The sequence below is a fragment of the Streptomyces sp. NPDC056161 genome (genome assembly GCF_042268025.1).
Lineage (GTDB): Bacteria > Actinomycetota > Actinomycetes > Streptomycetales > Streptomycetaceae > Streptomyces.
The window spans coordinates 53,085-72,060 of record NZ_JBHJUV010000038.1 but is presented as its reverse complement, the minus strand read 5'-3'; the positions used below and the strand labels follow the sequence as shown (position 1 = coordinate 72,060).

The following is an 18,976-nucleotide window of genomic DNA, read 5'->3' as shown; positions in this document are numbered from 1 at the left end:
CCGGGCGCCGGGGCGTGTGGCCCTAACGCCTGACGTCGTAGACGCGGTTGGTGAGGGTCTCGACGGCGAGCCTCCAGCTGTGCAGGCCGGCCTCGGCGGCGATCGCTGCGAGAGCGGCCTGACCAGGATGGTTACCGAGCGCGTGCGGGCCGTTCTGCGCCATGGCCGCCGGCAGGCAGAGCACGGCCGAGGTGGAGGCGAAGGAGCGGCCGATCGGGTTGATGTTCTCCCCGGGCTCGGCCGACGCGTTCGGCTCGACGACAAGGCAGTTTCCGTCGTCCGCGAGCGCCTTCTCCGCGCGCCGGAGTGCCGCGCCGGGATCCCCGAGATCATGGAGGCAGTCGAAGAACGTGACGAGGTCGTAGCCGCCACCGGGGAAGTCGTGCGCGCCGGCGACCTCGAACGTCACGCGATCATCGACACCCGCCTCCTCGGCCAGCTTCCGGGCCGCTTCGACGGAGGGCCCGTGGAAATCGAAGCCATGGAAGCGGGACCGCGGAAACGCCTTGGCCATGAGCACCGTCGAGTGGCCGAAGCCGCACCCCACGTCGGCGACCGAAGCGCCTCGCCGCAGCTTGGCCTCGACGCCCTCCATGGCGGGCAGCCACTCCTGGACGAGAACCGCCTCGTATCCGGGCTTGAAGAATGCGGCAACACCCTCCGCCAGTTCCGGCCCGTAATCCTGCCAGCTCACTCCGGCACCGCTCCGGTAAGCGCCGGCCAGCGCCTCTTCGGCGCCGTAGAGCGCCCCCAGCATGGTGAAGCCGCCACCGACGTACGTCGGCAGAGAGGAATCGGCCAGTACGGCCGCGTGCTCGTCCGGCAGGACGTACGTGTCCGTCTCGGGGTCGTGGAGTACGTAGGCACCCGCGACCTGCGCGGCCAGCCACTCCCGGACGTACCGCTCGACGAGTCCCGTCTTCTCGGCCAGTTCGTCCGAGGTGAGCGCCCCGGCCCCGGACATCGCCTCGTACAGTCCGAGACGGACGCCCAGAGACGTCGAAACTCCCGCGAAGGCGGCCGCGTTGTCAGCGACCACTCGCTCAAGGAATTCCATCACGCGATTCTCATCCGACATGTGCTCAATCTTTCACCTGTGAATTCTCCTGCCACGGATTGCCAGGAGACGAAATGACTGACGGACCAGCCCCTCAGTCCGTATTCCACGGTCCGTAGTCCACAGTCCGCAGTCCACAGTCCGTAGTCCACGGTCGGTAGTCGGCGGTGCGTAGTCAGCGGCCCGCAGTCGGCGATCCGCAGTCCACGTCCGCAGTCCACGTCCGTAGTCGATCGTCCGCAGAGTGACGCGCCCGGAATACGAAAGTCGGATGTCCGAAATCGCGCTCCTGCCCTTTCCGCGGGCTTCGGCATCGAGCCTTCCGCGTGGGACACCGCGCAGCAGCCGACCTTGCTGGGGTCAGGTTGTGATGAGGCAGAACCTCTCATCTTTCCAACGAGTCGGAGTCCCCTCCAGGTTCACACGACCCGCCAGGTCACGCCCACCGCACCCGACCACGAGCGCCGCGGTGGGGACTTTTCCCAGCGGCCGGACGCATCTGGGGGGAGCCGGTCACGGACGGGAACCGGGTGACTACGGCTGAGTACGGTGCGCCGGGCGCGGCGGTGGCCGACGGCGGGGTGGCCTCAGGCCACCGTCGTGCTCAGCCACTCCCGCAGGACGGCGAAGTCCGCGTCCGTGATCCCGTACCGGTGCTCCACGCGGTGCAGGAGGGCCGGTACGGGGTGCCGGGTGGCGACCCAGGCCCGGTCGGCCTCGGTGATCTCGTCGTCGACCCAGACGAAGGGACGGCCGGCCGCCCAGTCGACCAGGGGCCGGGTCTTCCAGTGCAGCAGGGCGGACGGCTCGTCCTCGTCCGGCCACTCGACGACCGGCAGCGGGGGCAGGCCGAGCCACGGCGAGACGACGGTGTTCGCGTCGTCCATCCAGGTGGTGGCCCACACCAGCGCACAGCCGAGGGAGGCCAGCCGGGGGCCAAGACCGGGATCGATACGGGCCAGCAGCGGGTGGCCGGTGGCGGGCCCCGGCGGGGCAGCGACCGCGACGGGCGGCCCCGGTGCGGCGGGCGGCGGCGCGTACTCGGGATAGGGGTCGGTCGAACCGAAGGGGAGCAGTGTCCCGTCGATGTCGAGGAAGAGAAGCATCCCTTTCAGGATCGGCCATGGAGCCGGGTCCTGCCTCGGAGCCGACGGTGCGCGCTGCGGAGCCGACGATGCGTGCCTCGGAGCCGACGATGCGCGCTGCGGAGCCGACGATGCGCGCTGCGGAGCCGACGATCCGCCGCGGAGTCGGCGGCGCGTCCGGGCGGGCGGGAAAGGCGGTGGCATCGAACGGTACGGGCACGGTAGCGTCCCGGGCATGACTGCCGGGTCGGCCATGGGCCGTGAGCGAGTTGGGTGCCCGGCCTCTGAGTGAGGCCGCAGGTCCCCCCGGCCGACGAGGCCCGGGGGAGGGCGAGGGGCCCGCCCGCTTCTTTCTCTGCAACCACAGTGTTCGATCGCGGAGAAGGAAGAGAGAGAAAACGACGTGCCCCTGGACTTCAACCAACAGATCATCGATGAGTTCCGCGCCCGCCACGGCCGCCTGAGCGGCCCTTTCGAAGGCGCCCGGCTGCTCCTGCTGACCACCACGGGCGCCCATACCGGCGCCCGCCACACCACCCCCGTCGGCTACCTCCCGGACGGCGACGGCCGGGTCCTGGTCATCGCCTCGGCGGGCGGCTCGCCACGCCATCCGGACTGGTACCGCAACCTCCTCGCGCACCCCCGGGTGACCGTCGAGAGCGGTGTGTTCACGTACGAGGCGGAGGCGGTCGTCCTCCGGGACGCGGAGCGCGACGAGGCGTTCACGCGGGCGGTCGAGGCCGACCCGGGCTGGGCGGCGTACCAGGCGAAGACGGACCGGGTGATTCCGGTGGTCGCGCTGCACGAGATCGCCAAGGCGGGCCCGCCCGAGGTGAACGCCGCCTCGCCCGGCGAGGCGATCCGGCTGATCCACGACGTCTTCCGGCGTGAACTCGCCCTGATCCGGGCGGAACTCGACGACGGGAGCGGGTCCGCGCTGGGCGCGCAGCTGCGGATCAACTGTCTGACCCTCTGCCAGGGCCTGCACAACCACCACCAGGGCGAGGACAGCGCCCTGTTCCCGCACCTCGCCGCCCGGTATCCGGGATTCGCGGCGGTGCGGGAGCGGCTGGGCCGCGAGCACGAGCGGATCGCCGAGACGGTGGAGGCGTTGCGCCGGGCCCTCTCGACCCGGGAACCCGCCGCCGCGCGGACCGAGGTGATACGGCTGACGGAGGAACTGGAAGCCCACCTGTCCTACGAGGAGGAGCAGTTGCTCCCCCTCCTCGACGCCCCGGCCGACGGCACCTCACCACGTCATTCGGACTCACCACTCCGCTCGGACTCACCACTCCGCTCGGACTCATAACGCCACTCAGGCCCACGACGCCACTGCCGCCCACGACACCGCTCGTCCCACAACACGGCTCGTCCCACAACACGGCTCGTCCCACGACACCGCTCCGGCTCAGAGCGACGCCGCCTCCGGGACCGCGGTCCCGTACCCCTGGCACCAGCGCATGAGCGCCGCCGCGATCCGCAGCGGTCCCGGCACCGAGTCCAGGCCCAACGGCACGGCGGCGGCCGCCAGGATCCTGCGCAGGCGCAGTGCCGCGGGCACGAGGCGCCGCCAGTCGGCGTCCGGGCCGGTGTCCAGGGACAGCGCCGTACGGATCACGTCGGTGAACACGGACTGGGCCCTCTTGTAGTCGACGAGGAGGCCCAGGTCGCGCCGCCAGCCGTTCGAGCTGCCGGGCCGGGTAGCGCATCAGGTGCAGATGGGTGGCCAGGTCGTAGAGCGGATCCCCGACCATCGCCAGTTCCCAGTCGATCGTCCACAGCCGGTGTTCGGCGTCGACGATGAAATTCTCCCGATGCAGATCGGCATGGAGCAGACAGAAGGGGCGCGGGCGCAGCCCGGACACATGCTTCCTGAGGTACTGGAACGATTCCGCTGTCACCCCGAGATCCCCGAAAAGACCCTCGAACCGCTCCAGATTGCGCCGGTACACGGACTGTTCGGTGAAGTGGACGAGCCGCTCCAGAAAGCCGTCGGTATCTCCGTCCTCCGGCCGGTCGGCCGGTCTGCACCGGCGCTCGGCGCTGACGTTCTCCGGCGCCGTGCCGACCAACTGCCGGAACAGGGTGACGATCTGCCGGAAGAAGACATCGGGAACGCGGGTGCCGGAGGTGCAGACGGCCCCGAGGGTCCGTCCTTCGATGAACCGCTGGAGGCCCACACCGCTGACCTCGATGATGTCCGGAACACCGGTGATCCGGCCGTCCAGGGCCGTCAGCAGTTGTTCCTCCGAGACGAAGCAGCGCCGGTCGAACCAGAGGAGACCGGCACGCGGCTCCCGGCACTTCCACCGCCCCGACCGCTCGCTCCCCTTTGCACCGGGCAGCGGAAAAACATAGGTTTCGTGGTGATATCCGTGGAGCGGGCCCTCGACCACGCTCTCGTCACCGCTCGCCTCGGCCGCGTGCAGCCGGGCAGGGGAAGCTGAATCGGGTGACATTGCCTGTTTCTCTCGCCCAGGACCCTTCCGCAGGGTACAGAAGTGGGAGCACGCTACTCCTCCTCCGGCATGCATCGTGGCAGACGCCGTTCCGTCGTCGACTCGGATCCCACTGGACGGCTACGGAACGCACGCTTGTGCCACGGCGTCTCCACCCGCGCCCCGTCCGGCCCCACGGCCCGCGGCGCGACCAGCCCGTTCCCAGCGTCTCGGCCCGCGGCGCGACCTGCCCGTTCCGGTCCCTCGGCCCCGCGGTGCGGTCCACCTGGCCCGGTCACCGCCGTGGCCGTCGTACCGCCCGCGGCTCAGGTCTGCGCGCGGACCAGGTCCAGGACCGTCGACAGCGAGTCCACGACGGCCGTGGCGCCGGCGGCGCGCAGCAGCTTCTCCTTGCGGTAGTTACGCGCGTAGCCCAGGAACGGGACTCCGGCGCGGTTCGCGGCGATCAGATCCGTGGGGGTGTCGCCGATCATCAGGGACGACGACGGCGCCGCGCCCATCGCGTTCAGGGCGCGGTTGAGGCAGTGCGGGTCCGGCTTCAGGCGCTGGAGGTCCTGGGTACGGCCGTAGATGTGCGGGGTGAAGCAGGAGGTGAGGCCGCGGCCGTGCAGGTAGGCGCGCACCACCCGGGGGGAGTTGTTGGTGGCGACGGCGAGCCGGGAGCCGACGGCCGTCCAGGTGCGGATCAGCGGGTCGGCGTACGCGGTGGGCATCGCCGTGGCCGTGGCCCGCAGTTCCTCCTGGGTCAGCCGCTCCTCCAGTTCGGCGACCAGGTCGCTGCCGGGGTGCCTGCGGTCCACGGCGCGCAGCACGACCTGCGGGTCCGGGGACTGCCGTTCGGGCTCCGTGAGCAGGCCGCGCAGTCCCCGCCCGGCCAGCCACTCGACGACGTCCACCGCCACGTGCTCCGCCGTGTGCCCCGCGAACAGACGGCAGATCGGTCCGTCGAAGTCCCAGAGCACGACGCGTGCGCGCGCGATCAGCGCCCGGAGCGTCTCGGTCTCGTCCCGGGTGTCGCCCGGGTGGTCGTTCTCGGTCTCGGCTGTCACCGGTTCAGTCTGCGCCGTATCAGAAGTCACTAAGAGAGTGTCAGGTCCGATGTGATGGTTTCCCAGAGTGCGTCGAACCACTTCTGCGATTGCTCCACGAACGCGGCGTCCCGCTGACCGGCCCGCTTCTCGAAGGAGAAGAGGAGGGACTGGGAGCCCAGGGTGTCGTACATCTCCAGGGTGCCGCCGTCCGTGGACTCCTCGCGGCGGGTGACCATGTAGTAACCGATCAGCGCCTCCGCCCCGTTGAGCAGGTACAGCTTCACCGGCGGGGTGAACGGCAGCGCACGGAACGTGACGCGCACGTCGACGTCGTGCGTGGAGCGCAGCGCCTGGAGGTTGTACTTCAGCACCTGGCCCTGGGCGTTGCGCATCGCCAGCCAGCGCTCGTGGACCGGGTCGTCCGCGCCGCGGCCCTCGACCGGGACCGGGAAGGCGAGGTTGATGTCCCGGGACGGCAGCAGGATGCGCACGTCGAGGGTCTCCGGGCGGATGCGGCCCTCGTGGATCTGGCGCAGCGGGTTGCTCATCGCCAGCATCAGGGTCTCGGCGGTGAGGCAGACCGCGTCGACGCGGACCCGGGGTGCCGAGAACGCCTCCGCCAGCCGGGGGCTCAGGCCGACCATGGTCGGCTGCGGTTCGTCGACCGCGGGCGCCGGTTCGGCGATGCGCGGCGGGCTGCCCTTGCTTACGCCGGTGAGCAGGCCGTCCTCCTGGAGCACGCGCAGCGCCTGGCGCACGGTGCCGCGTTCCACGCCGAACTCCTCGGCCAGTTCGGCCTGCGTGGGCAGGCGGTCCCCCGCTCTGAGGTCTCCGGCACGGATGCGCTCCCGCAGGGCGTCGGCGATCTCCTGCGCTGTGAGCCTCTTGCTGCCGTTCACTGCCACGCTCTCCTGGGTCACGACCAAACGCTACAACTTCTATCCATCTAGAGGGAGTTACCGAGAAGTTGTTTATGGATAGTAGCCAAGTGGGGACAACATAGGCAAAGTTGGTTGCCAACTTCTCCAAGTTGGCGGATGTTTTGCTTCCCGGCAGCCTGAAGGGGGAATCACCATGCCTGCCCTCGCCCTCATATCGGCCGTCTTCGTCGTCGGCTTCGAACAGTTCGTGCAGTGGAAGTACGGAGCCGTCGGGCTGGTCGGCCTGCTGCTGCTCACCATAGGGGTCAAGGCCGACAACCCGGCGGTCAGCTCGGCCGGAGCGGTGCTGCTCGCCGTGCTGGTGGCCGGTCCGGCCCTATGACGTCCCCCATGGCGTCTCCCATGACGTCCCCCATGGCGTCTCCCATGACGTCCCCTATGACATCAGCTGCAACTCCGAACTGATCGTCTCCCACAGCGCGTTGAACCACAGATGCGACTGCTCGACGAAGGTCGTGTCGCGCGCCCCGGCCCCCTGCTCGAAGCCGAACAGCACCGAGCGGGTGCCGTCGGAGTCGTACATCTCCAGGTGCTCCTGCTCGATCTCCCGTTCCCGCCGGGACAGCGTGTAGTAGGCGAACAGCGCCTCGGCGCCGTTGAGCAGGTACAGCTTCACCGGCGGGGTGAACGGCACCGCCCGGAACGAGACACGGACGTCGATGCCGTGTGTGGCGCGCAGCGCCAGCAGGTTGTGCTGGAGCACCTGGCCCTGCGCATTGCGCTGGGCCAGCCAGCGGCGATGCAGCAGCCCCGCGGCCGACGCCTCCACCGGGGCCGGGAAGGCCAGCTCGATGTCGCGGCTGGGCAGCAGGACCCGGACATCGACCTTGGCCGGTTTCAGTCGGCCGGCATGGATCTGCCGCAACGGTTCGCCGATCGCCAGCGTGAGCGAAACCGAGGTGAGGCACAGAGCGTCTATCTCGACATGTGGAGCCGCGAAGGCGGCGGCCACCCGGGACGCGAGGGCCACCATGGTGGGCTGCGGAGGGGCCGCCGGACCGGCCAGGGCCGGAAAGGGGACCGGGCCGGGGGCGACAGTGGCGGGCGAGCCCTTGGAAACGTTGGTGAGCAGATGTTCCGATTGCAGGATGCGCAGCGCCTGGCGCACGGCACCGCGCTCCACGCCGAACTCGTCGGCGAGCCTGGCCTGCGTGGGCATGCGCTCGCCGGGGCGGAGCACGCCGGACCTGATCCGGGCGCGCAGTTCGTCGGCCACTTCGTGATGTGACTTCTGTGGCCGCTGTGACCTCTTCCGCCCAGTGGCGGGGGCGTGTTCCGGGTCCACACAGAAACACTACAACTTCCCGCCATCTTTCGGCAGTTCATGGGAAGGTGGTTATTAGCCGCTTCCAAGCGGAGATAAGTACAGTGAAGTTGGTAGCCAACTTAATCGACATGGTCAAACTTCCCGGTGGTTGGCCGATCGGGTTCCCTTCCGGAGGGGAGCCGGGAGCCTGGCCGGTCCGGCTCGACCGTGTGTCGAACCGCCCGCCGCCGGAGCACAGCCACAACCGAACAGCCACAACTGAACAGCACGGCCGCACAGCCACAACTCAACAGCCGCACCTCGGCGTCGCCGTTGCGACGCCGACGATGCGGCAAGCGCGGCTCGGCAGCCGTACCGCACAGCCACAACTGAACAAGCTCGCTACGGATGATCCACCAGTTCAGCAGTTCAGCAGTTCAGCAGTTCAGCAGTTCAGCAGTTCACGATCCGGCGATCCGGCGGTTCCGCACGGCCGGCCGGGAGGAAGGAGCGTCAGAAGACGTCCGGGCACCACGGTCGCCTGGGCGTGTGCAGCAGGGCGTCGGCCACATGGGCGGCGCCCTCTCGTACGTCCTCGATCCGGCCCAGCGCCGCGAGCCGCACGGCCGACTCGTCCCCGAGCCACAGCGTGGCCAGTTCGGAGATGTCCAGGACGAGTTCCGCGCTCTCGTCGGTCGGTGTGCAGCTCGCGCCCGTCGGCGAGGCGTCCAGCCGGAACCGGCCGCCGGCCAGGCCCTGCCGGTCGACGACCTCCAGCACCAGCGTGCCGCTGGTGTCGTACGTCCGCGCCTCCAGCGCCCGTACGACGTCCAGGATCCGCACCCACAGCCAGTCCGCCTGGGTGGTGATCCGGGCGGCGCGGGGGTCCGGCAGCAGGAGCGGGAGCAGGTCGTCCGGCCCGCGCCAGTCGCTCTTGACCTTGACGATCCAGTCGATCGAGCACAGGTAGTGCCACAGGGCGCGCTCGGCCGCCGGGGTCGAGGCGAGCAGCCAGCTCACGTCGGCGGTGTTCTGCGGCTGCTTGGCCTCCCAGGTGTCGTCCGCCCGGTAGGAGACCAGGCCCTCCAGTTCCCCGGAGGCGGAGCGGTAGGCGGCGTAGAACGGCTCGGTCCACGCGTCCCCGAAGCGCACGGCGCCCGTGTTCAACTGCCACCACAGGTCGGCGCGGCTGACCGCGCCGGGCTGGCCGCGGCGCACCCGGTCGTGCAGTTCCGGGCCCGTCTTGCGGACCTCCGCCCCGTCCACCAGGTCGATCCGGCCGCCGTCCGCCGGGCCCGACCAGCGGGGGTCGAGTCCGGCCCGGGGTACGTCGACGGTCCACTCGGTGGCCCAGGTGGCGGGGCCGAAGCCGTAGCGGCCGTAGATCGGGTACTCGGCGGCGATGAGCGTGGCGACGACGTCCCCGCGGTCCTTCGCCGCGGCGAGGTCCTGGCTCATCATGCGGGTCAGCAGGCCGCGGCGGCGGTGCGTGGGGGAGACCGTCACGTTGGAGACGCCGTCCGCGGGCAGGACGGCCCCGCCCACCGCGGTGATCTCCTGGGCGAAGGAACGGTACGTCGCCACGCAGCGGTCGCCGTCGAAGGCGCCGAGCAGGCGGCCGGGGACGAACTGGGGGCGGCGGCTCTCCAGCTGTTCCGGTGTCGGGGTGGGCGGGCGGAGGAAGCCGGTGTTCAGGGCGCGGTGCCAGTCGGGCAGCTCGGACTCGGTGACAGGGCGGACGTCGGTCATGGGGTCACGGTAGGTGCGGGGCGTTGTCATGTCGCGGGAATTTGCGCGCCCGCCCCGCCCGTCCCCCACCTGACTGCCCGGCCCGCCCGTCCCCCGCCTGGCTGCCCGGCCCGGCCGGCCCGGCCGACCCGACCGGCGGACGGCCTGGCCACCGGACCGTCCGTCACAGCAGGAGGTCGTCCACCTGGGCCTCGCCCTCGCGGTAGCGGCGGGCGATCTCCGCGCTGCAGTCGTCCGCCGTGCGCTGGAGGTGGTGGCGGCGGCGGCTGGCCTGCCGCTCGTAGCGGACGAGGCGGCACAGCGCCGACTTGAGTTCCTGGTCCGTGCGCGCCTGGAGGTCGGACAGCTCGACCTCGGCGAGCATGTCGGCGGCGGCCCGCCGGTACTCCTCGCCGTGCGGCGTCCCCACCGTGACGTGGCGGGCCGAGGAGCGGTGCCGCGCCGGGGCGTCGGTGAGGATCTCCGGCAGCCGGTCGACCACGGAGGCGTCCTCGGCGTCCACCACGGACGCCGTGCCGCGCCGCGCCAGCTCGGCGCGGAGGATGTCGATCCGTCCCTGGAGCAGCCGCCGTACGTAACTGAGGTCCGCCTCGTCGCGTTGCGCGTCCCGGCGCAGGATCCGCAGCTCCGGCAGGCTCATACGGATCAGGTCCTCTCCCGGTGGGCCGGCGGGCAGCGTCGGGCTGTCGCAGCGCTGCACGGGTGGCCGGTGCGTCTCCTGCCCGCCCGCGAGGGCGGCCGTGACCGCACCGGACGGCTGCCCGATACTCGATGTGCTCATGTGTCTCTACCCGTCCCCTCGACCGGCGTACGGGAGCATCGTGCCACCCCAAGTGGCAGCTATGCGGCCGAGTGCCCCCGAACAGCCCCAGATGGGGGGGTAAGGAGCAAAAATCGGCCCTCCCGCAGGCCCTTTCGGACCTGCTGCGAACCGGTTCCGGGCACCCGGCATCATGGTCGGCATGCGTGCAGTGGTGCAGAGGGTGGACGGCGCGAGCGTCGTCGTGGACGGGGAGACGGTCGGGTCGATCGACGGCGAGGGGCTGTGCGTCCTGGTCGGGGTCACCCACGAGGACACCAAGGAGAAGGCGGCCCAGCTCGCCCGCAAGCTCTGGACCCTGCGCATGCTCCAGGACGAACGGTCGTGCAGCGACGTCGACGCCCCGCTGCTGGTCATCAGCCAGTTCACGCTGTACGGCGACGCGCGCAAGGGGCGCCGGCCCACGTGGAACGCCGCCGCGCCCGGCGAGGTCGCCGAGCCGCTGGTCGACGAGGTGGTCGCCCGGCTGCGTGCCCTGGGCGCGACGGTGGCGACGGGCCGGTTCGGCGCGCAGATGCGGGTCTCGCTGACGAACGACGGCCCGTTCACCGTCCTGCTGGAGATGTGAACGAGTCGCCGGCGCTCAGCCGAAGTGCCGCCGGGAGCGCCGCGTTCGTCTGCGGCGCCGTCGTGGCTGGTCGCTCCCCCAAGTTCTCGGCTTCGCTCGAACAGGGGGGACCCCCAGTTCCCCGCGCCCCTTAAAAAAGGGGCGCGGCCTGACCGCTGCGGATTTCACATGGGCCCGGGACCGGGGTGGGGCTACGGCTCGACCACGGTCTCCTGGGCCGCCGCCGTGTCCCCGGCCATCAGCCGCGCGTCCGTCGGCACGTTCCGCTTGACCAGGGCGAGGGCGACCGGGCCCAGCTCGTGGTGGCGGGCCGACGTCGTGATGAAGCCGATCTTGCGGCCGTCGGGGTCCTCGTCCGCGACGCGGATCTCGGTCCCGGGCGGCGGCAGGTGCACCTCGCTGCCGTCGAGGTGCAGGAAGACCAGGCGGCGCGGGGGCTTGCCCAGGTTCTGCACGCGGGCGACGGTTTCCTGGCCGCGGTAGCAGCCCTTCTGGAGGTGGACCGCGGAACCGATCCAGCCCAGCTCGTGCGGGATGGTGCGGTGGTCGGTCTCGAAGCCGAGGCGGGGACGGTGCCGCTCGACCCGCAGCGCCTCGTGGGCGAGGATCCCGGCGGGCGGCCCGGCCTTCTCCGCGTACGCCTCCAGGTCGGCGCGGGGCAGGAAGAGATCACGGCCGTACGCCGTCTCGCGCACGACGACGCCGTCGGGGACCTCGGTGATCGAGCCCGCGGGCAGGTGGACCACGGCGAAGTCGGCGGTCCGGTCGGCGACCTCGACCTGGTAGAAGAACTTCATCGACTCCAGGTACGCGATCAGCGCCTCCTGGGTGCCCGGTTCCACGTGGGCCCAGACCGTGCTGCCGTCGTCCACCAGGTACAGGGCGTGTTCGATGTGGCCGTGCGCGGACAGGACCAGCGCCTCGGTGGCCTCGCCCACCGGCAGCTCGCTGACGTGCTGGGTGAGCAGGAGGTGCAGCCAGCTCAGCCGGTCCGGACCGGAGACGGTCACCACACCGCGGTGCGAGAGGTCGACGAATCCGGTGCCGTCGGCGAGGGCGCGCTGTTCGCGGAACAGGTCGCCGTAGTGGGCGGCGACACCTTCGTCCGCACCCTCGGCGGGGACGGCGCCGGGCAGGGACAGCAAGGGACTCTTCATACGGACAAGCCTACGACTCGGTGGTCGAGCACTTGAGGGAGCAGTCGCGGCAACGGCCGTAGATCGCGAAGTGCTTCATGTCCGTGTCGAAGCCGAAGTTCGCGCGCAGCTTGGCGGTGAACTCGGCGGCGACCGACACGTCCGCCTCGATGACGTTCTGGCAGTCCCGGCACACGAGGTGTATGTGGTGGTGCCGGTCGGCGAGGTGGTAGGTGGGGGCGCCGTGGCCGAGGTGGGCGTGCGAGACGAGGCCCAGTTCCTCAAGCAGTTCCAGGGTGCGGTAGACGGTGGAGATGTTGACTCCGGACGCCGTCTTGCGCACTTCCACCAGGATGTCGTCGGGCGTCGCGTGTTCCAGGGTGTCCACGGCTTCGAGCACGAGTTGCCGCTGCGGCGTCAGCCGGTAGCCACGCTGCCTGAGGTCGCTCTTCCAGTCGGTGCTCACCACAGGTCCAGTCTAGGGCGGCCCGGACCGGTCATGCCCCGGACGACAGGACAACGTCCCCGGGGCCGCCGGTGAGACCGCCGCGGTACCCGGACACGCGGACGTCCCGATCGGTACTGTCGATCCCGGCACCGGCCTTCGATGCGGAGGAAGTCCCCCATGACCGCTCAGTATCCGGAATCGCGCCTTGAGCCGCTGATCCCGATGCCCGCCCTCACCCCCGAGGCGCTGCGCACCGCGGTGGAGAGGCTGACACCGAGCCGCGTGCCCGCGTTCGTGCAGGACCTCGTCGAGGCGACGACCAACGCCCAGCAGGCCCAGTCCCTCGCCCCCCTGCGTACCTTCGTCCATACCTGGGGTGTCTTCGTCGCCGTCCAGCGCCACCCTTCCCGCGCAGCGCGATTGCGTCACCTGGAGGAGGTGATCAGCGCAGGTGCGGAGGACCCGACGGAAGCCATCGCGGAGATCCGGTCCATCCAGGCCGCGGCGGAGGCTGAGGCAGGTCTGTGAGCGACTGGAAGTGGGACTACGACCCGAGTGAGGAGTACCCGGCCTACTTGAAGAAGGCGATGCCGTCGTCCGGCATGTCGTCGGGCAGGGCCTTCGCCCAGCGTTCGACCTCCTCCGGGGTGACGACCTTCTTCAGGTGGGCGGACATGTAGGGGCGCAGCTCGACCTCCGGGGTCTGCTTCTCGCCGACCCACATGAGGTCGCTGTTCACATAGCCGTACAGACGCTTGCCGCCGGTGTACGGGCGGGCGCCGGCGGACTGGAGGACCGCGTCGGTGGCCAGGTCGATCTGCGGCTTGCGGTCGGCCAGCTCGCCGTACCAGACCTCGACGACGCCGTCGTCGCGGACCAGCGTGACCTTGACCCTGCGGTCGGGGTCGATCCGCCAGAAGCCGGACTCCGACTCCAGCGGGCGGACCTTGTTGCCGTCCTTGTCCAGCACCCAGGTGTGGGAGTGGTACTCCAGGAAGTCCCGGCCGTCGTGGCCGAAGGTGACCTCCTGGCCGAAGTTGCACTTCTCCGAGCCGGGGAAGTCGTGAACGCCCGCCCCGGCCCAGCTGCCGAGCAGGAAGGCCAGGGGGACGAGGTCCTTGTGCAGGTCCGACGGAATCTCGATCATGAGCAGTGGTTCCTGGATCGGTTCTGGTACGAGCTCAGCGCTGGCCCTGGTACAGCTTCTTCACGGCCAGCCCGGCGAAGGCGAGAACGCCGACACAGACCAGGACCAGCAAGGTTTCGAAGAAGATCTCCACGGGTGCTCCTTGAGCGGAAGTGGACGTACAGAGCCGGGGCCCCAGCTTACGTCAGCCCTTCTTGACACCTTCCACGAAGGCCGCCCATACGGCTGTCGCGAAGACGAGGGTTCCCCGGGAGGGGTCCTTGCTGTCCCGGACGGGGACCAGGGGGAGGTGGTCGGCGACCTCTACGCAGTTGCCGCCGTCCGGGTTGCTGTGACTGCTCCGACGCCAGTCGGCTCCGGCCAGGAGGTCGTCGGAGACTTCAAGGCACTCACCGCCGTCCGGATTGCTGTGACTGCTTTTGCGCCAGCTCACGGCGCTCAGATCTATGACTCGCACGGCGCTTCCTCCAACGTCCGCAGGATGAACTTGCGCGACTCCCCCAGAGTCAGGGCCACGTCACGCATCGCATCGTACTTTCGCTGGAGCAGTTCAACTGAGCTGTTTTCCTCGATCAGTTCGCCGCGGTGGGCATTCTCCGTGTACGCCACAGTCGTGCCGTCAAGCAGCCTGAGGAACATCACGGCTGTACTCACCAGCCCGTAGAGGCCGGAGCCCTGGGGCAGCACCTGGACAGCGATGTCCGGGCGCTCAGACACCTCCAGCAGGTGCTCCAGTTGGGCCCGCCACTCGCCCGGGTCACGCAGGGGTGTGCGCAGAACGGCTTCTGCAAGCAGAGCGCGGAAGGGCGGGGCGTTGTCCCCTTCCAGCAGCTTCCGACGTCCCGTGCGTGCCTCGACCTGCTGCTGAAGTTCCTCGCCGCGATAGCCGCCGAGCGACAGAACCTCGCGCGCGTAGCCGTCCGTCTGGAGCAGCCCCGGCAGAATGCTCACGCCGTAGTGCCACAGGCAGACCGCTTCGCCCTCCAGCAGCATGTACCGCCGATACTGCTCCTTGAACTGCGTGGGATCCCCCACCGCCAGTTCCCACAGTGCCAGCAGCAGCCCCGGTGTGCCGTAGTGCTGATCCAGCGCCTCCGCCACCTCGGGGCTGCCCAGGGTCGCTCCGCTCTCCAGTTTTCCGAACAGGGACGGATCCCAGCCGACCACCTTGCCCAGGTCCCGCAGGCTCTCCCCGCTGGCCGTGCGGAGCGACCGCAACTCCTCCGCGAACCGCTTCCTCGGTTCCTGGCTGCGCCCCGTGATCACTCGTCTCGTTGGCATCGCGTCCCCCGGATGTCGTCCGGATACGGAGAGTAGTCCAACGGTCGCACACAGCGCAGGAGTTCACCGAAAGGGGCCGCCGGGGCGGGACGCCTCAGCCCAGGAGCTGGCTCTGGAGCGCCACCGTCTGCTGGAAGGGAACGGCCGCGGCGCGGCCCGGACGGGACTGCACCACCACGCCGACGACGTCGCCCGCGCCCAGGTACGCCTGCCTGACCTGCGCCGCGCCGTACGGCTTCACCTCGTCGTAGGCGAGGCGCGTGACCCCGCTGACGTCGGCGTCGGACGGGAACCCCTCGTCGTACAGGGTCTCGGCGGCGCCCCGGGCGGCGTACACCGGAGAGTCGAACTCGGTGATGTCCCCGAGCACCTCCTCGGCCGCCGTCGCCGTGTCGAACTGGAGCAGGTAGATGCCGGTGCGGGTGCCGTCCTCGGTGGTCCAGCCGCGGGCCGCGATGTGCCGCAGCCCGTAGTCGGTGAGCAGTTGCCCGACCTTGGCCCGGTCCCCGTGCGTCCCGTAGAGCGCCAGGAAGTCCCTCGTCGCCAGCCAGCCGTCCGTACCGCGCAGCGCCTTGTCGGCCTTCGCTCCCCCGGGCGCGGGCAGCACCAGCTTGCGCAGGTCCGCGTAGTGGCTGCCGGTCATGTTGGTGGGGGCGAGCGGCCCCGGCTTGCCGGGCGGCAGCGGGGCCGCGCTGATCTCGGGGTACGGCCAGCGCCCGTCCTGCTCGGTGGCGAGGCCGGGTACGTCCGTGCGCTCCATCCGGGTGATCCCGTACGCCGTTCCCGTCCCCACCGCCGCGAAGACCGCGACGGCGGCGGTCCAGCGCAGGACGGCACGCAGGACGCGGCGGTCCTTGGGCGGAGCACCAGGAGCGTCCGGTATGGATGCGTCCGGTATGGAGGTGGTCTGACCGGGGGCGGTGCCGACGGCTTCGTCCTGTACGGGGGCGGCCTGCGCGGCGGAGGTGCCGACCGGGACGTCCTGTGCGGGGACTGTCCCGGCGGGGTCGGCCCGGTCCGCCGGGGGCCGGTCGAGGGCGAGGGGTGTCTGTGCGGCGTCCGTCGGCTGCGGCTGCTCGGTCATACGGCCATTCCCGGATCGTCGATGCGGTCGAGTTGCTCGGTGAAGAACTGCGTGGGGAGGCCCGCGTCGATCGGTTCCGGTCCGTCCGCGGTCACGGTGACCAGCACGTCTCCCACGTACCCGGCACAGAACGCCGTGCCCAGCTCGTCGCTCTTGCCCTTGGGCGTCAGATAGCAGCGGGTGCCCTTGTGCCCCTTGATCTCCGGGCCCTTGCGGAGGAGGTCCGCGCTGTCGATGAACGTGTTGAGGCTCGTCGACATCCGCCGTACGGCGGAACTGTTCTTCAGCCGCAGCAGCGTGACGGAGAGCGTGACGGAGTTGTCGTTGGAGAAGGTCCCCCCGGGGATGAGGTAGCTGCGCATCGCCATGCCCTGGATGTGCTGCTCGTCGACCAGCTTCTCCATCTCCCGGCGCGAGGAGCTGGGCAGCCCCTTCAGGGACTGCTTGCGCAGGTCGGTGGCCTGCGCGCCGTTGAACTCGGCGTCCACGCCGAATTTCCCGAGGTCCGGCCCCTCGGTGTAGCCGTAGGAGCTGAACGGCACGAACATGCCGCTCAGCCCGGACGCGGACTTCTTGCCCTCGCGGTCCTTCCGCCGGTCGTCCTTCGCGTCGTCGCCGCCCGTCGGCGGGAACGTCCACGTGGGCTTGCCGGCGTCGCGGTCCGCGTCCTGCACGGTCACGGCGGTGTAGCCGACACCGCCGAGCACGGCGCAGACCAGCAGCGCGGATGCGGCGACGGCGGCGATACGGCGGGGACGGATCCTGCGGGCGGGCTTCTCGGGGTTCTCGGTGTTCTCGGTGTTCTCGGGGTTCTCGGGGTTCTCGGTGTTCTCGGTGTTCTCGGGGTTCTCGGGGTTCTCGGGGTTCTCGGGGGTCGCGGGGGTCGCGGAGGCCGCGGGGGCCTCCGGGGTCACGGAGGCCGCAACGGCCTCGGTCGGCTCAATGGCCTCAGAGTTATCAACGACATCAACGACACCAAGGGCGTCAAGGGCCTTGGGTGCCTCGGCCGTCTCTACCGCCCCCAGGATCTCGGCGCTCTCGGCACTCTTCGCACCCTCGCTGTCCTCAGGGACCTCAGAACCCTCAAAGACCTCAGGAGTCTCGGGCTTCTCGCTCACAGCTTCCCCATCTGCCGCTCGGCCAGGTCCAGGATCTTCTCCTTGGAGACCGGCTTGGTGTCGTGGATGAAGATCTCCACGGAGATGTCGCCGCGCCAGGCGTGCGCCTCGGCCGAGTACACCGGGACGTAGCCCGACTCCCGGTAGGGCTTGTCGTGCACGTACGCCTGCCCGGAGCCGGTTCCGGGCACGGGCCAGCTCCGGGTGCCGTCCTGGCTCTCGGCCCAGTAGCGGTCGCCCCCGGTCGCCTCGGACGCCGCCAGGTCCAGTTCCTGGCGGTACTGCGCGAGGACGACCTCGACCTCGTACGTGTCCCCCACCCGCCACGACGTGCCGACCGCGCGGCGGAACTGCGTGTCGGTGAGAATTTCGAACTGGGCGGCCGGGTGCTTGTACCAGTTCGAGTACGCGGCCTGGTCCAGCCAGCCGTCGTCGACCCCCTCCAGGAACCCGTCGCGGGTCCCCGCGGGCCGCGCGATCAGCAGTTTGCGCAGGTCGCCGTCGGTCTTGACGCGGCGGTCCTGCGCCGCCGACAGCGGCTCGACCTCGCCCTTGGCCTGCTTGACGACGGGCTGCGAGAGCGAGGGCAGCTCGGTGGGCTCGCGGTCCGCCTGGATGAGATAGCCGGTGCAGGTGCCGGCGACGACGCCGAGCACGGCGGCGACAGCGACCAACGCGGTCGTACGGCCGCGCCGCCGCGGGCGGGCCGGGCCGACGGGATCGGCCAGATCGACAGGATCGGTCAGACCGACGGGACCGACGGGACCGACGGGATCAGCCGAACCCGCAGGGTCGGCCGGGTCGGGCAGCCCGGGTGCCCCGGGCAGGCTGAGTGCGGTCGACTCGACCGCTTCGGCGGCCGGTGCCGCCTCGTCCGGTCTTTCCGGACCTTCCATGACATCCCCCAACAGAAGTGGAGCGCGTCTTCCACATCGCGCGCACAGATGACCCACGGCAAACACGCATCGTTGTAGGGAAGTTGATTACGATTCGGCCATGGCGAAGAAGCTCGTGATCAAGGTGACGGCAGGGGCCGATGCCCCCGAGCGCTGCTCACAGGCGTTCACGGTCGCGGCGGTGGCCGTGGCCAGCGGGGTGGAGGTCTCCCTGTGGCTGACGGGCGAGTCCTCGTGGTTCGCGCTGCCGGGCCGGGCAGCGGAGTTCGAGCTGCCGCACGCGGCCCCGCTGCCGGACCTGCTGGAGTCGGTGCTGGCGGCCGGCCGGGTCACCCTGTGCACCCAGTGCGCCGCCCGGCGTGAGATCTCGGAGAAGGACGTCATCGAGGGCGTCCGGATCGCGGGCGCGCAGGTCTTCGTCCAGGAGGCGCTGGGCGAGGAGACCCAGGCCCTCGTCTACTGACGTACTGACGAGACCCGGTCGGCGGAGCCGGTGCCCCTGCCGGGGCACTAATGCCGCTTCTTGCCGTCCAGCTCGTCCCACCACTCGTCGGACTGCGCGTCGCCCGAGGGATCGTCCCACCAGCGGTCCCCGGGACCCCGCCGGTTGGCGACCATCGCCGCGACCGGCGGGATGACCATGGCCACCACGCACATGGCGACGGCCGCGGGCACCGACCAGATGCGCACGACCGCCCAGGCCAGAACGAAAAGCGCGATGCAGACGCCCATCATGGCGAAGTACAGGTGACGCCGCCGTGCGTACATAAGACCAGAGTAGGTCCGCAACGGCCGCAGGGCCCGCGTCCGGTCCGGCCTCAGCGCCCGCGTCCGGTGCGGCGTCCGGTCCGCAACGGCCGCAGGGCCGCGTCCCAGGCGTCCGGCCGTGGGGCGCGGCCCTCCGGCCGCC

Annotated in this window: 22 protein-coding genes and 1 pseudogene; 5 read left to right on the top strand and 18 right to left on the bottom strand. The window is 70.4% G+C overall.

The features are described 5' to 3' along the window. Positions 1 to 22 precede the first annotated feature (22 nt). Together ACFC09_RS30400 and ACFC09_RS30395 are read right to left on the bottom strand one after the other, a co-directional pair. Positions 23 to 1,057: a class I SAM-dependent methyltransferase gene (locus ACFC09_RS30400; RefSeq protein WP_376533547.1), complete on the bottom strand. Its 1,035-nt coding sequence runs from the start codon at positions 1,055 to 1,057 to the stop codon at positions 23 to 25. Positions 1,058 to 1,644: 587 nt separating this feature from the next. Beyond that, positions 1,645 to 2,163 (bottom strand): hypothetical protein, encoded by a 519-nt coding sequence (locus tag ACFC09_RS30395; RefSeq protein ID WP_376533546.1) that lies wholly within the window; start codon positions 2,161 to 2,163, stop codon positions 1,645 to 1,647. A gap of 382 nt (positions 2,164 to 2,545) precedes the next feature. Here ACFC09_RS30395 and ACFC09_RS30390 point away from each other — a divergent pair, with 382 nt between their 5' ends. Further along, entirely contained in the window at positions 2,546 to 3,451 is a 906-nt protein-coding gene (locus ACFC09_RS30390) for a nitroreductase/quinone reductase family protein (RefSeq protein WP_376533545.1), read from the top strand. 99 nt (positions 3,452 to 3,550) lie between these two features. Here the strand turns inward: ACFC09_RS30390 and ACFC09_RS30385 are convergent, their stop codons facing one another. From ACFC09_RS30385 to ACFC09_RS30370, 4 genes and pseudogenes are all read right to left on the bottom strand, one after another. Then, positions 3,551 to 3,772, bottom strand: coding sequence for a hypothetical protein (locus ACFC09_RS30385; RefSeq protein ID WP_376533544.1), 222 nt, complete (start codon positions 3,770 to 3,772; stop codon positions 3,551 to 3,553). Positions 3,773 to 3,863: 91 nt separating this feature from the next. Further along, a pseudogene (locus ACFC09_RS30380) lies at positions 3,864 to 4,601 on the bottom strand (phosphotransferase); the annotation flags it as partial. Between the two features lie 305 nt (positions 4,602 to 4,906). Then, positions 4,907 to 5,731, bottom strand: coding sequence for an HAD family hydrolase (locus ACFC09_RS30375; RefSeq protein ID WP_376533543.1), 825 nt, complete (start codon positions 5,729 to 5,731; stop codon positions 4,907 to 4,909). Then, on the bottom strand, positions 5,680 to 6,558 hold the full coding sequence (locus ACFC09_RS30370; protein WP_376533542.1) for a GntR family transcriptional regulator: 879 nt from the start codon (positions 6,556 to 6,558) through the stop codon (positions 5,680 to 5,682). The genes ACFC09_RS30375 and ACFC09_RS30370 overlap by 52 nt, the downstream gene beginning before the upstream one ends. Positions 6,559 to 6,706: 148 nt before the next feature. On the opposite strand from ACFC09_RS30370, the gene ACFC09_RS30365 reads away from it, so the two are divergent. Then, a complete protein-coding gene (locus ACFC09_RS30365; RefSeq protein WP_376533541.1) occupies positions 6,707 to 6,895 on the top strand; it encodes a hypothetical protein in 189 nt (62 codons plus the stop codon). Between the two features lie 54 nt (positions 6,896 to 6,949). Here ACFC09_RS30365 and ACFC09_RS30360 read toward each other — a convergent pair whose 3' ends face one another. The 3 genes from ACFC09_RS30360 to ACFC09_RS30350 all read right to left on the bottom strand — a co-directional run bounded on the left by ACFC09_RS30360 (position 6,950) and on the right by ACFC09_RS30350 (position 10,349). Next, complete coding sequence (locus ACFC09_RS30360) at positions 6,950 to 7,858, bottom strand: winged helix-turn-helix domain-containing protein (RefSeq protein ID WP_376533540.1); 909 nt, start codon at positions 7,856 to 7,858, stop codon at positions 6,950 to 6,952. Positions 7,859 to 8,332: 474 nt separating this feature from the next. Next, on the bottom strand, positions 8,333 to 9,568 hold the full coding sequence (locus tag ACFC09_RS30355) for a GNAT family N-acetyltransferase (RefSeq protein ID WP_376533539.1): 1,236 nt from the start codon (positions 9,566 to 9,568) through the stop codon (positions 8,333 to 8,335). A 163-nt stretch (positions 9,569 to 9,731) separates the two neighbouring features. Further along, a complete protein-coding gene (locus ACFC09_RS30350; RefSeq protein ID WP_376533538.1) occupies positions 9,732 to 10,349 on the bottom strand; it encodes an aerial mycelium formation protein in 618 nt (205 codons plus the stop codon). Positions 10,350 to 10,530: 181 nt separating this feature from the next. On the opposite strand from ACFC09_RS30350, the gene dtd reads away from it, so the two are divergent. Then, the gene (gene dtd, locus ACFC09_RS30345; protein WP_376533537.1) at positions 10,531 to 10,956 is read left to right on the top strand and encodes a D-aminoacyl-tRNA deacylase; all 426 of its coding nucleotides are present in this window, start codon (positions 10,531 to 10,533) and stop codon (positions 10,954 to 10,956) included. 191 nt (positions 10,957 to 11,147) lie between these two features. Here dtd and ACFC09_RS30340 read toward each other — a convergent pair whose 3' ends face one another. Both ACFC09_RS30340 and ACFC09_RS30335 read right to left on the bottom strand, forming a co-directional pair. Then, positions 11,148 to 12,113: a YgfZ/GcvT domain-containing protein gene (locus tag ACFC09_RS30340; RefSeq protein WP_376533536.1), complete on the bottom strand. Its 966-nt coding sequence runs from the start codon at positions 12,111 to 12,113 to the stop codon at positions 11,148 to 11,150. Between the two features lie 10 nt (positions 12,114 to 12,123). Next, a complete protein-coding gene (locus tag ACFC09_RS30335; RefSeq protein WP_376533535.1) occupies positions 12,124 to 12,561 on the bottom strand; it encodes a Fur family transcriptional regulator in 438 nt (145 codons plus the stop codon). 156 nt (positions 12,562 to 12,717) lie between these two features. On the opposite strand from ACFC09_RS30335, the gene ACFC09_RS30330 reads away from it, so the two are divergent. Beyond that, positions 12,718 to 13,068, top strand: coding sequence for a DUF6247 family protein (locus tag ACFC09_RS30330; RefSeq protein WP_376533534.1), 351 nt, complete (start codon positions 12,718 to 12,720; stop codon positions 13,066 to 13,068). A 43-nt stretch (positions 13,069 to 13,111) separates the two neighbouring features. On the opposite strand, the gene ACFC09_RS30325 is transcribed toward ACFC09_RS30330, so the two are convergent. The 6 genes from ACFC09_RS30325 to ACFC09_RS30300 form a co-directional block, all read right to left on the bottom strand. Beyond that, on the bottom strand, positions 13,112 to 13,687 hold the full coding sequence (locus ACFC09_RS30325; protein ID WP_376533533.1) for an FABP family protein: 576 nt from the start codon (positions 13,685 to 13,687) through the stop codon (positions 13,112 to 13,114). Between the two features lie 184 nt (positions 13,688 to 13,871). Then, positions 13,872 to 14,144 carry a DUF397 domain-containing protein gene (locus tag ACFC09_RS30320; RefSeq protein WP_376533532.1) on the bottom strand — a complete coding sequence of 91 codons (273 nt, stop codon included), beginning with the start codon at positions 14,142 to 14,144 and terminating at the stop codon, positions 13,872 to 13,874. After that, positions 14,132 to 14,968, bottom strand: a complete 837-nt coding sequence (locus tag ACFC09_RS30315; RefSeq protein WP_376533531.1) for a helix-turn-helix domain-containing protein — start codon at positions 14,966 to 14,968, stop codon at positions 14,132 to 14,134. Before ACFC09_RS30315 ends, ACFC09_RS30320 begins: the two co-directional genes overlap by 13 nt. A 94-nt stretch (positions 14,969 to 15,062) precedes the next feature. Next, positions 15,063 to 16,052 (bottom strand): hypothetical protein, encoded by a 990-nt coding sequence (locus ACFC09_RS30310; RefSeq protein ID WP_376533530.1) that lies wholly within the window; start codon positions 16,050 to 16,052, stop codon positions 15,063 to 15,065. Beyond that, a complete protein-coding gene (locus ACFC09_RS30305; RefSeq protein WP_376533529.1) occupies positions 16,049 to 16,966 on the bottom strand; it encodes a hypothetical protein in 918 nt (305 codons plus the stop codon). The genes ACFC09_RS30310 and ACFC09_RS30305 overlap by 4 nt, the downstream gene beginning before the upstream one ends. Before the next feature lie 200 nt (positions 16,967 to 17,166). After that, positions 17,167 to 18,066 (bottom strand): hypothetical protein, encoded by a 900-nt coding sequence (locus tag ACFC09_RS30300; RefSeq protein ID WP_376533528.1) that lies wholly within the window; start codon positions 18,064 to 18,066, stop codon positions 17,167 to 17,169. Positions 18,067 to 18,166: 100 nt separating this feature from the next. On the opposite strand from ACFC09_RS30300, the gene ACFC09_RS30295 reads away from it, so the two are divergent. Next, a complete protein-coding gene (locus ACFC09_RS30295; protein ID WP_376533527.1) occupies positions 18,167 to 18,529 on the top strand; it encodes a DsrE family protein in 363 nt (120 codons plus the stop codon). A gap of 47 nt (positions 18,530 to 18,576) precedes the next feature. Here ACFC09_RS30295 and ACFC09_RS30290 read toward each other — a convergent pair whose 3' ends face one another. Further along, a complete protein-coding gene (locus ACFC09_RS30290) occupies positions 18,577 to 18,834 on the bottom strand; it encodes a DUF3099 domain-containing protein (RefSeq protein ID WP_376533526.1) in 258 nt (85 codons plus the stop codon). Between the last annotated feature and the right edge of the window lie 142 nt (positions 18,835 to 18,976).

Bases quoted from the DNA above. Each gene is read 5' to 3' on its own strand.
- ACFC09_RS30400 (WP_376533547.1), bottom strand. From the start codon at position 1,057: ATGGAATTCCTTGAGCGAGTGGTCGCTGACAACGCGGCCGCCTTCGCG.
- ACFC09_RS30395 (WP_376533546.1), bottom strand. From the start codon at position 2,163: ATGCTTCTCTTCCTCGACATCGACGGGACACTGCTCCCCTTCGGTTCG.
- ACFC09_RS30365 (WP_376533541.1), top strand. From the start codon at position 6,707: ATGCCTGCCCTCGCCCTCATATCGGCCGTCTTCGTCGTCGGCTTCGAA.
- ACFC09_RS30355 (WP_376533539.1), bottom strand. From the start codon at position 9,568: ATGACCGACGTCCGCCCTGTCACCGAGTCCGAGCTGCCCGACTGGCAC.
- ACFC09_RS30350 (WP_376533538.1), bottom strand. From the start codon at position 10,349: ATGAGCACATCGAGTATCGGGCAGCCGTCCGGTGCGGTCACGGCCGCC.
- dtd (WP_376533537.1), top strand. From the start codon at position 10,531: ATGCGTGCAGTGGTGCAGAGGGTGGACGGCGCGAGCGTCGTCGTGGAC.
- ACFC09_RS30340 (WP_376533536.1), bottom strand. From the start codon at position 12,113: ATGAAGAGTCCCTTGCTGTCCCTGCCCGGCGCCGTCCCCGCCGAGGGT.
- ACFC09_RS30330 (WP_376533534.1), top strand. From the start codon at position 12,718: ATGACCGCTCAGTATCCGGAATCGCGCCTTGAGCCGCTGATCCCGATG.
- ACFC09_RS30325 (WP_376533533.1), bottom strand. From the start codon at position 13,687: ATGATCGAGATTCCGTCGGACCTGCACAAGGACCTCGTCCCCCTGGCC.
- ACFC09_RS30315 (WP_376533531.1), bottom strand. From the start codon at position 14,968: ATGCCAACGAGACGAGTGATCACGGGGCGCAGCCAGGAACCGAGGAAG.
- ACFC09_RS30310 (WP_376533530.1), bottom strand. From the start codon at position 16,052: ATGACCGAGCAGCCGCAGCCGACGGACGCCGCACAGACACCCCTCGCC.
- ACFC09_RS30300 (WP_376533528.1), bottom strand. From the start codon at position 18,066: ATGGAAGGTCCGGAAAGACCGGACGAGGCGGCACCGGCCGCCGAAGCG.
- ACFC09_RS30295 (WP_376533527.1), top strand. From the start codon at position 18,167: ATGGCGAAGAAGCTCGTGATCAAGGTGACGGCAGGGGCCGATGCCCCC.
- ACFC09_RS30290 (WP_376533526.1), bottom strand. From the start codon at position 18,834: ATGTACGCACGGCGGCGTCACCTGTACTTCGCCATGATGGGCGTCTGC.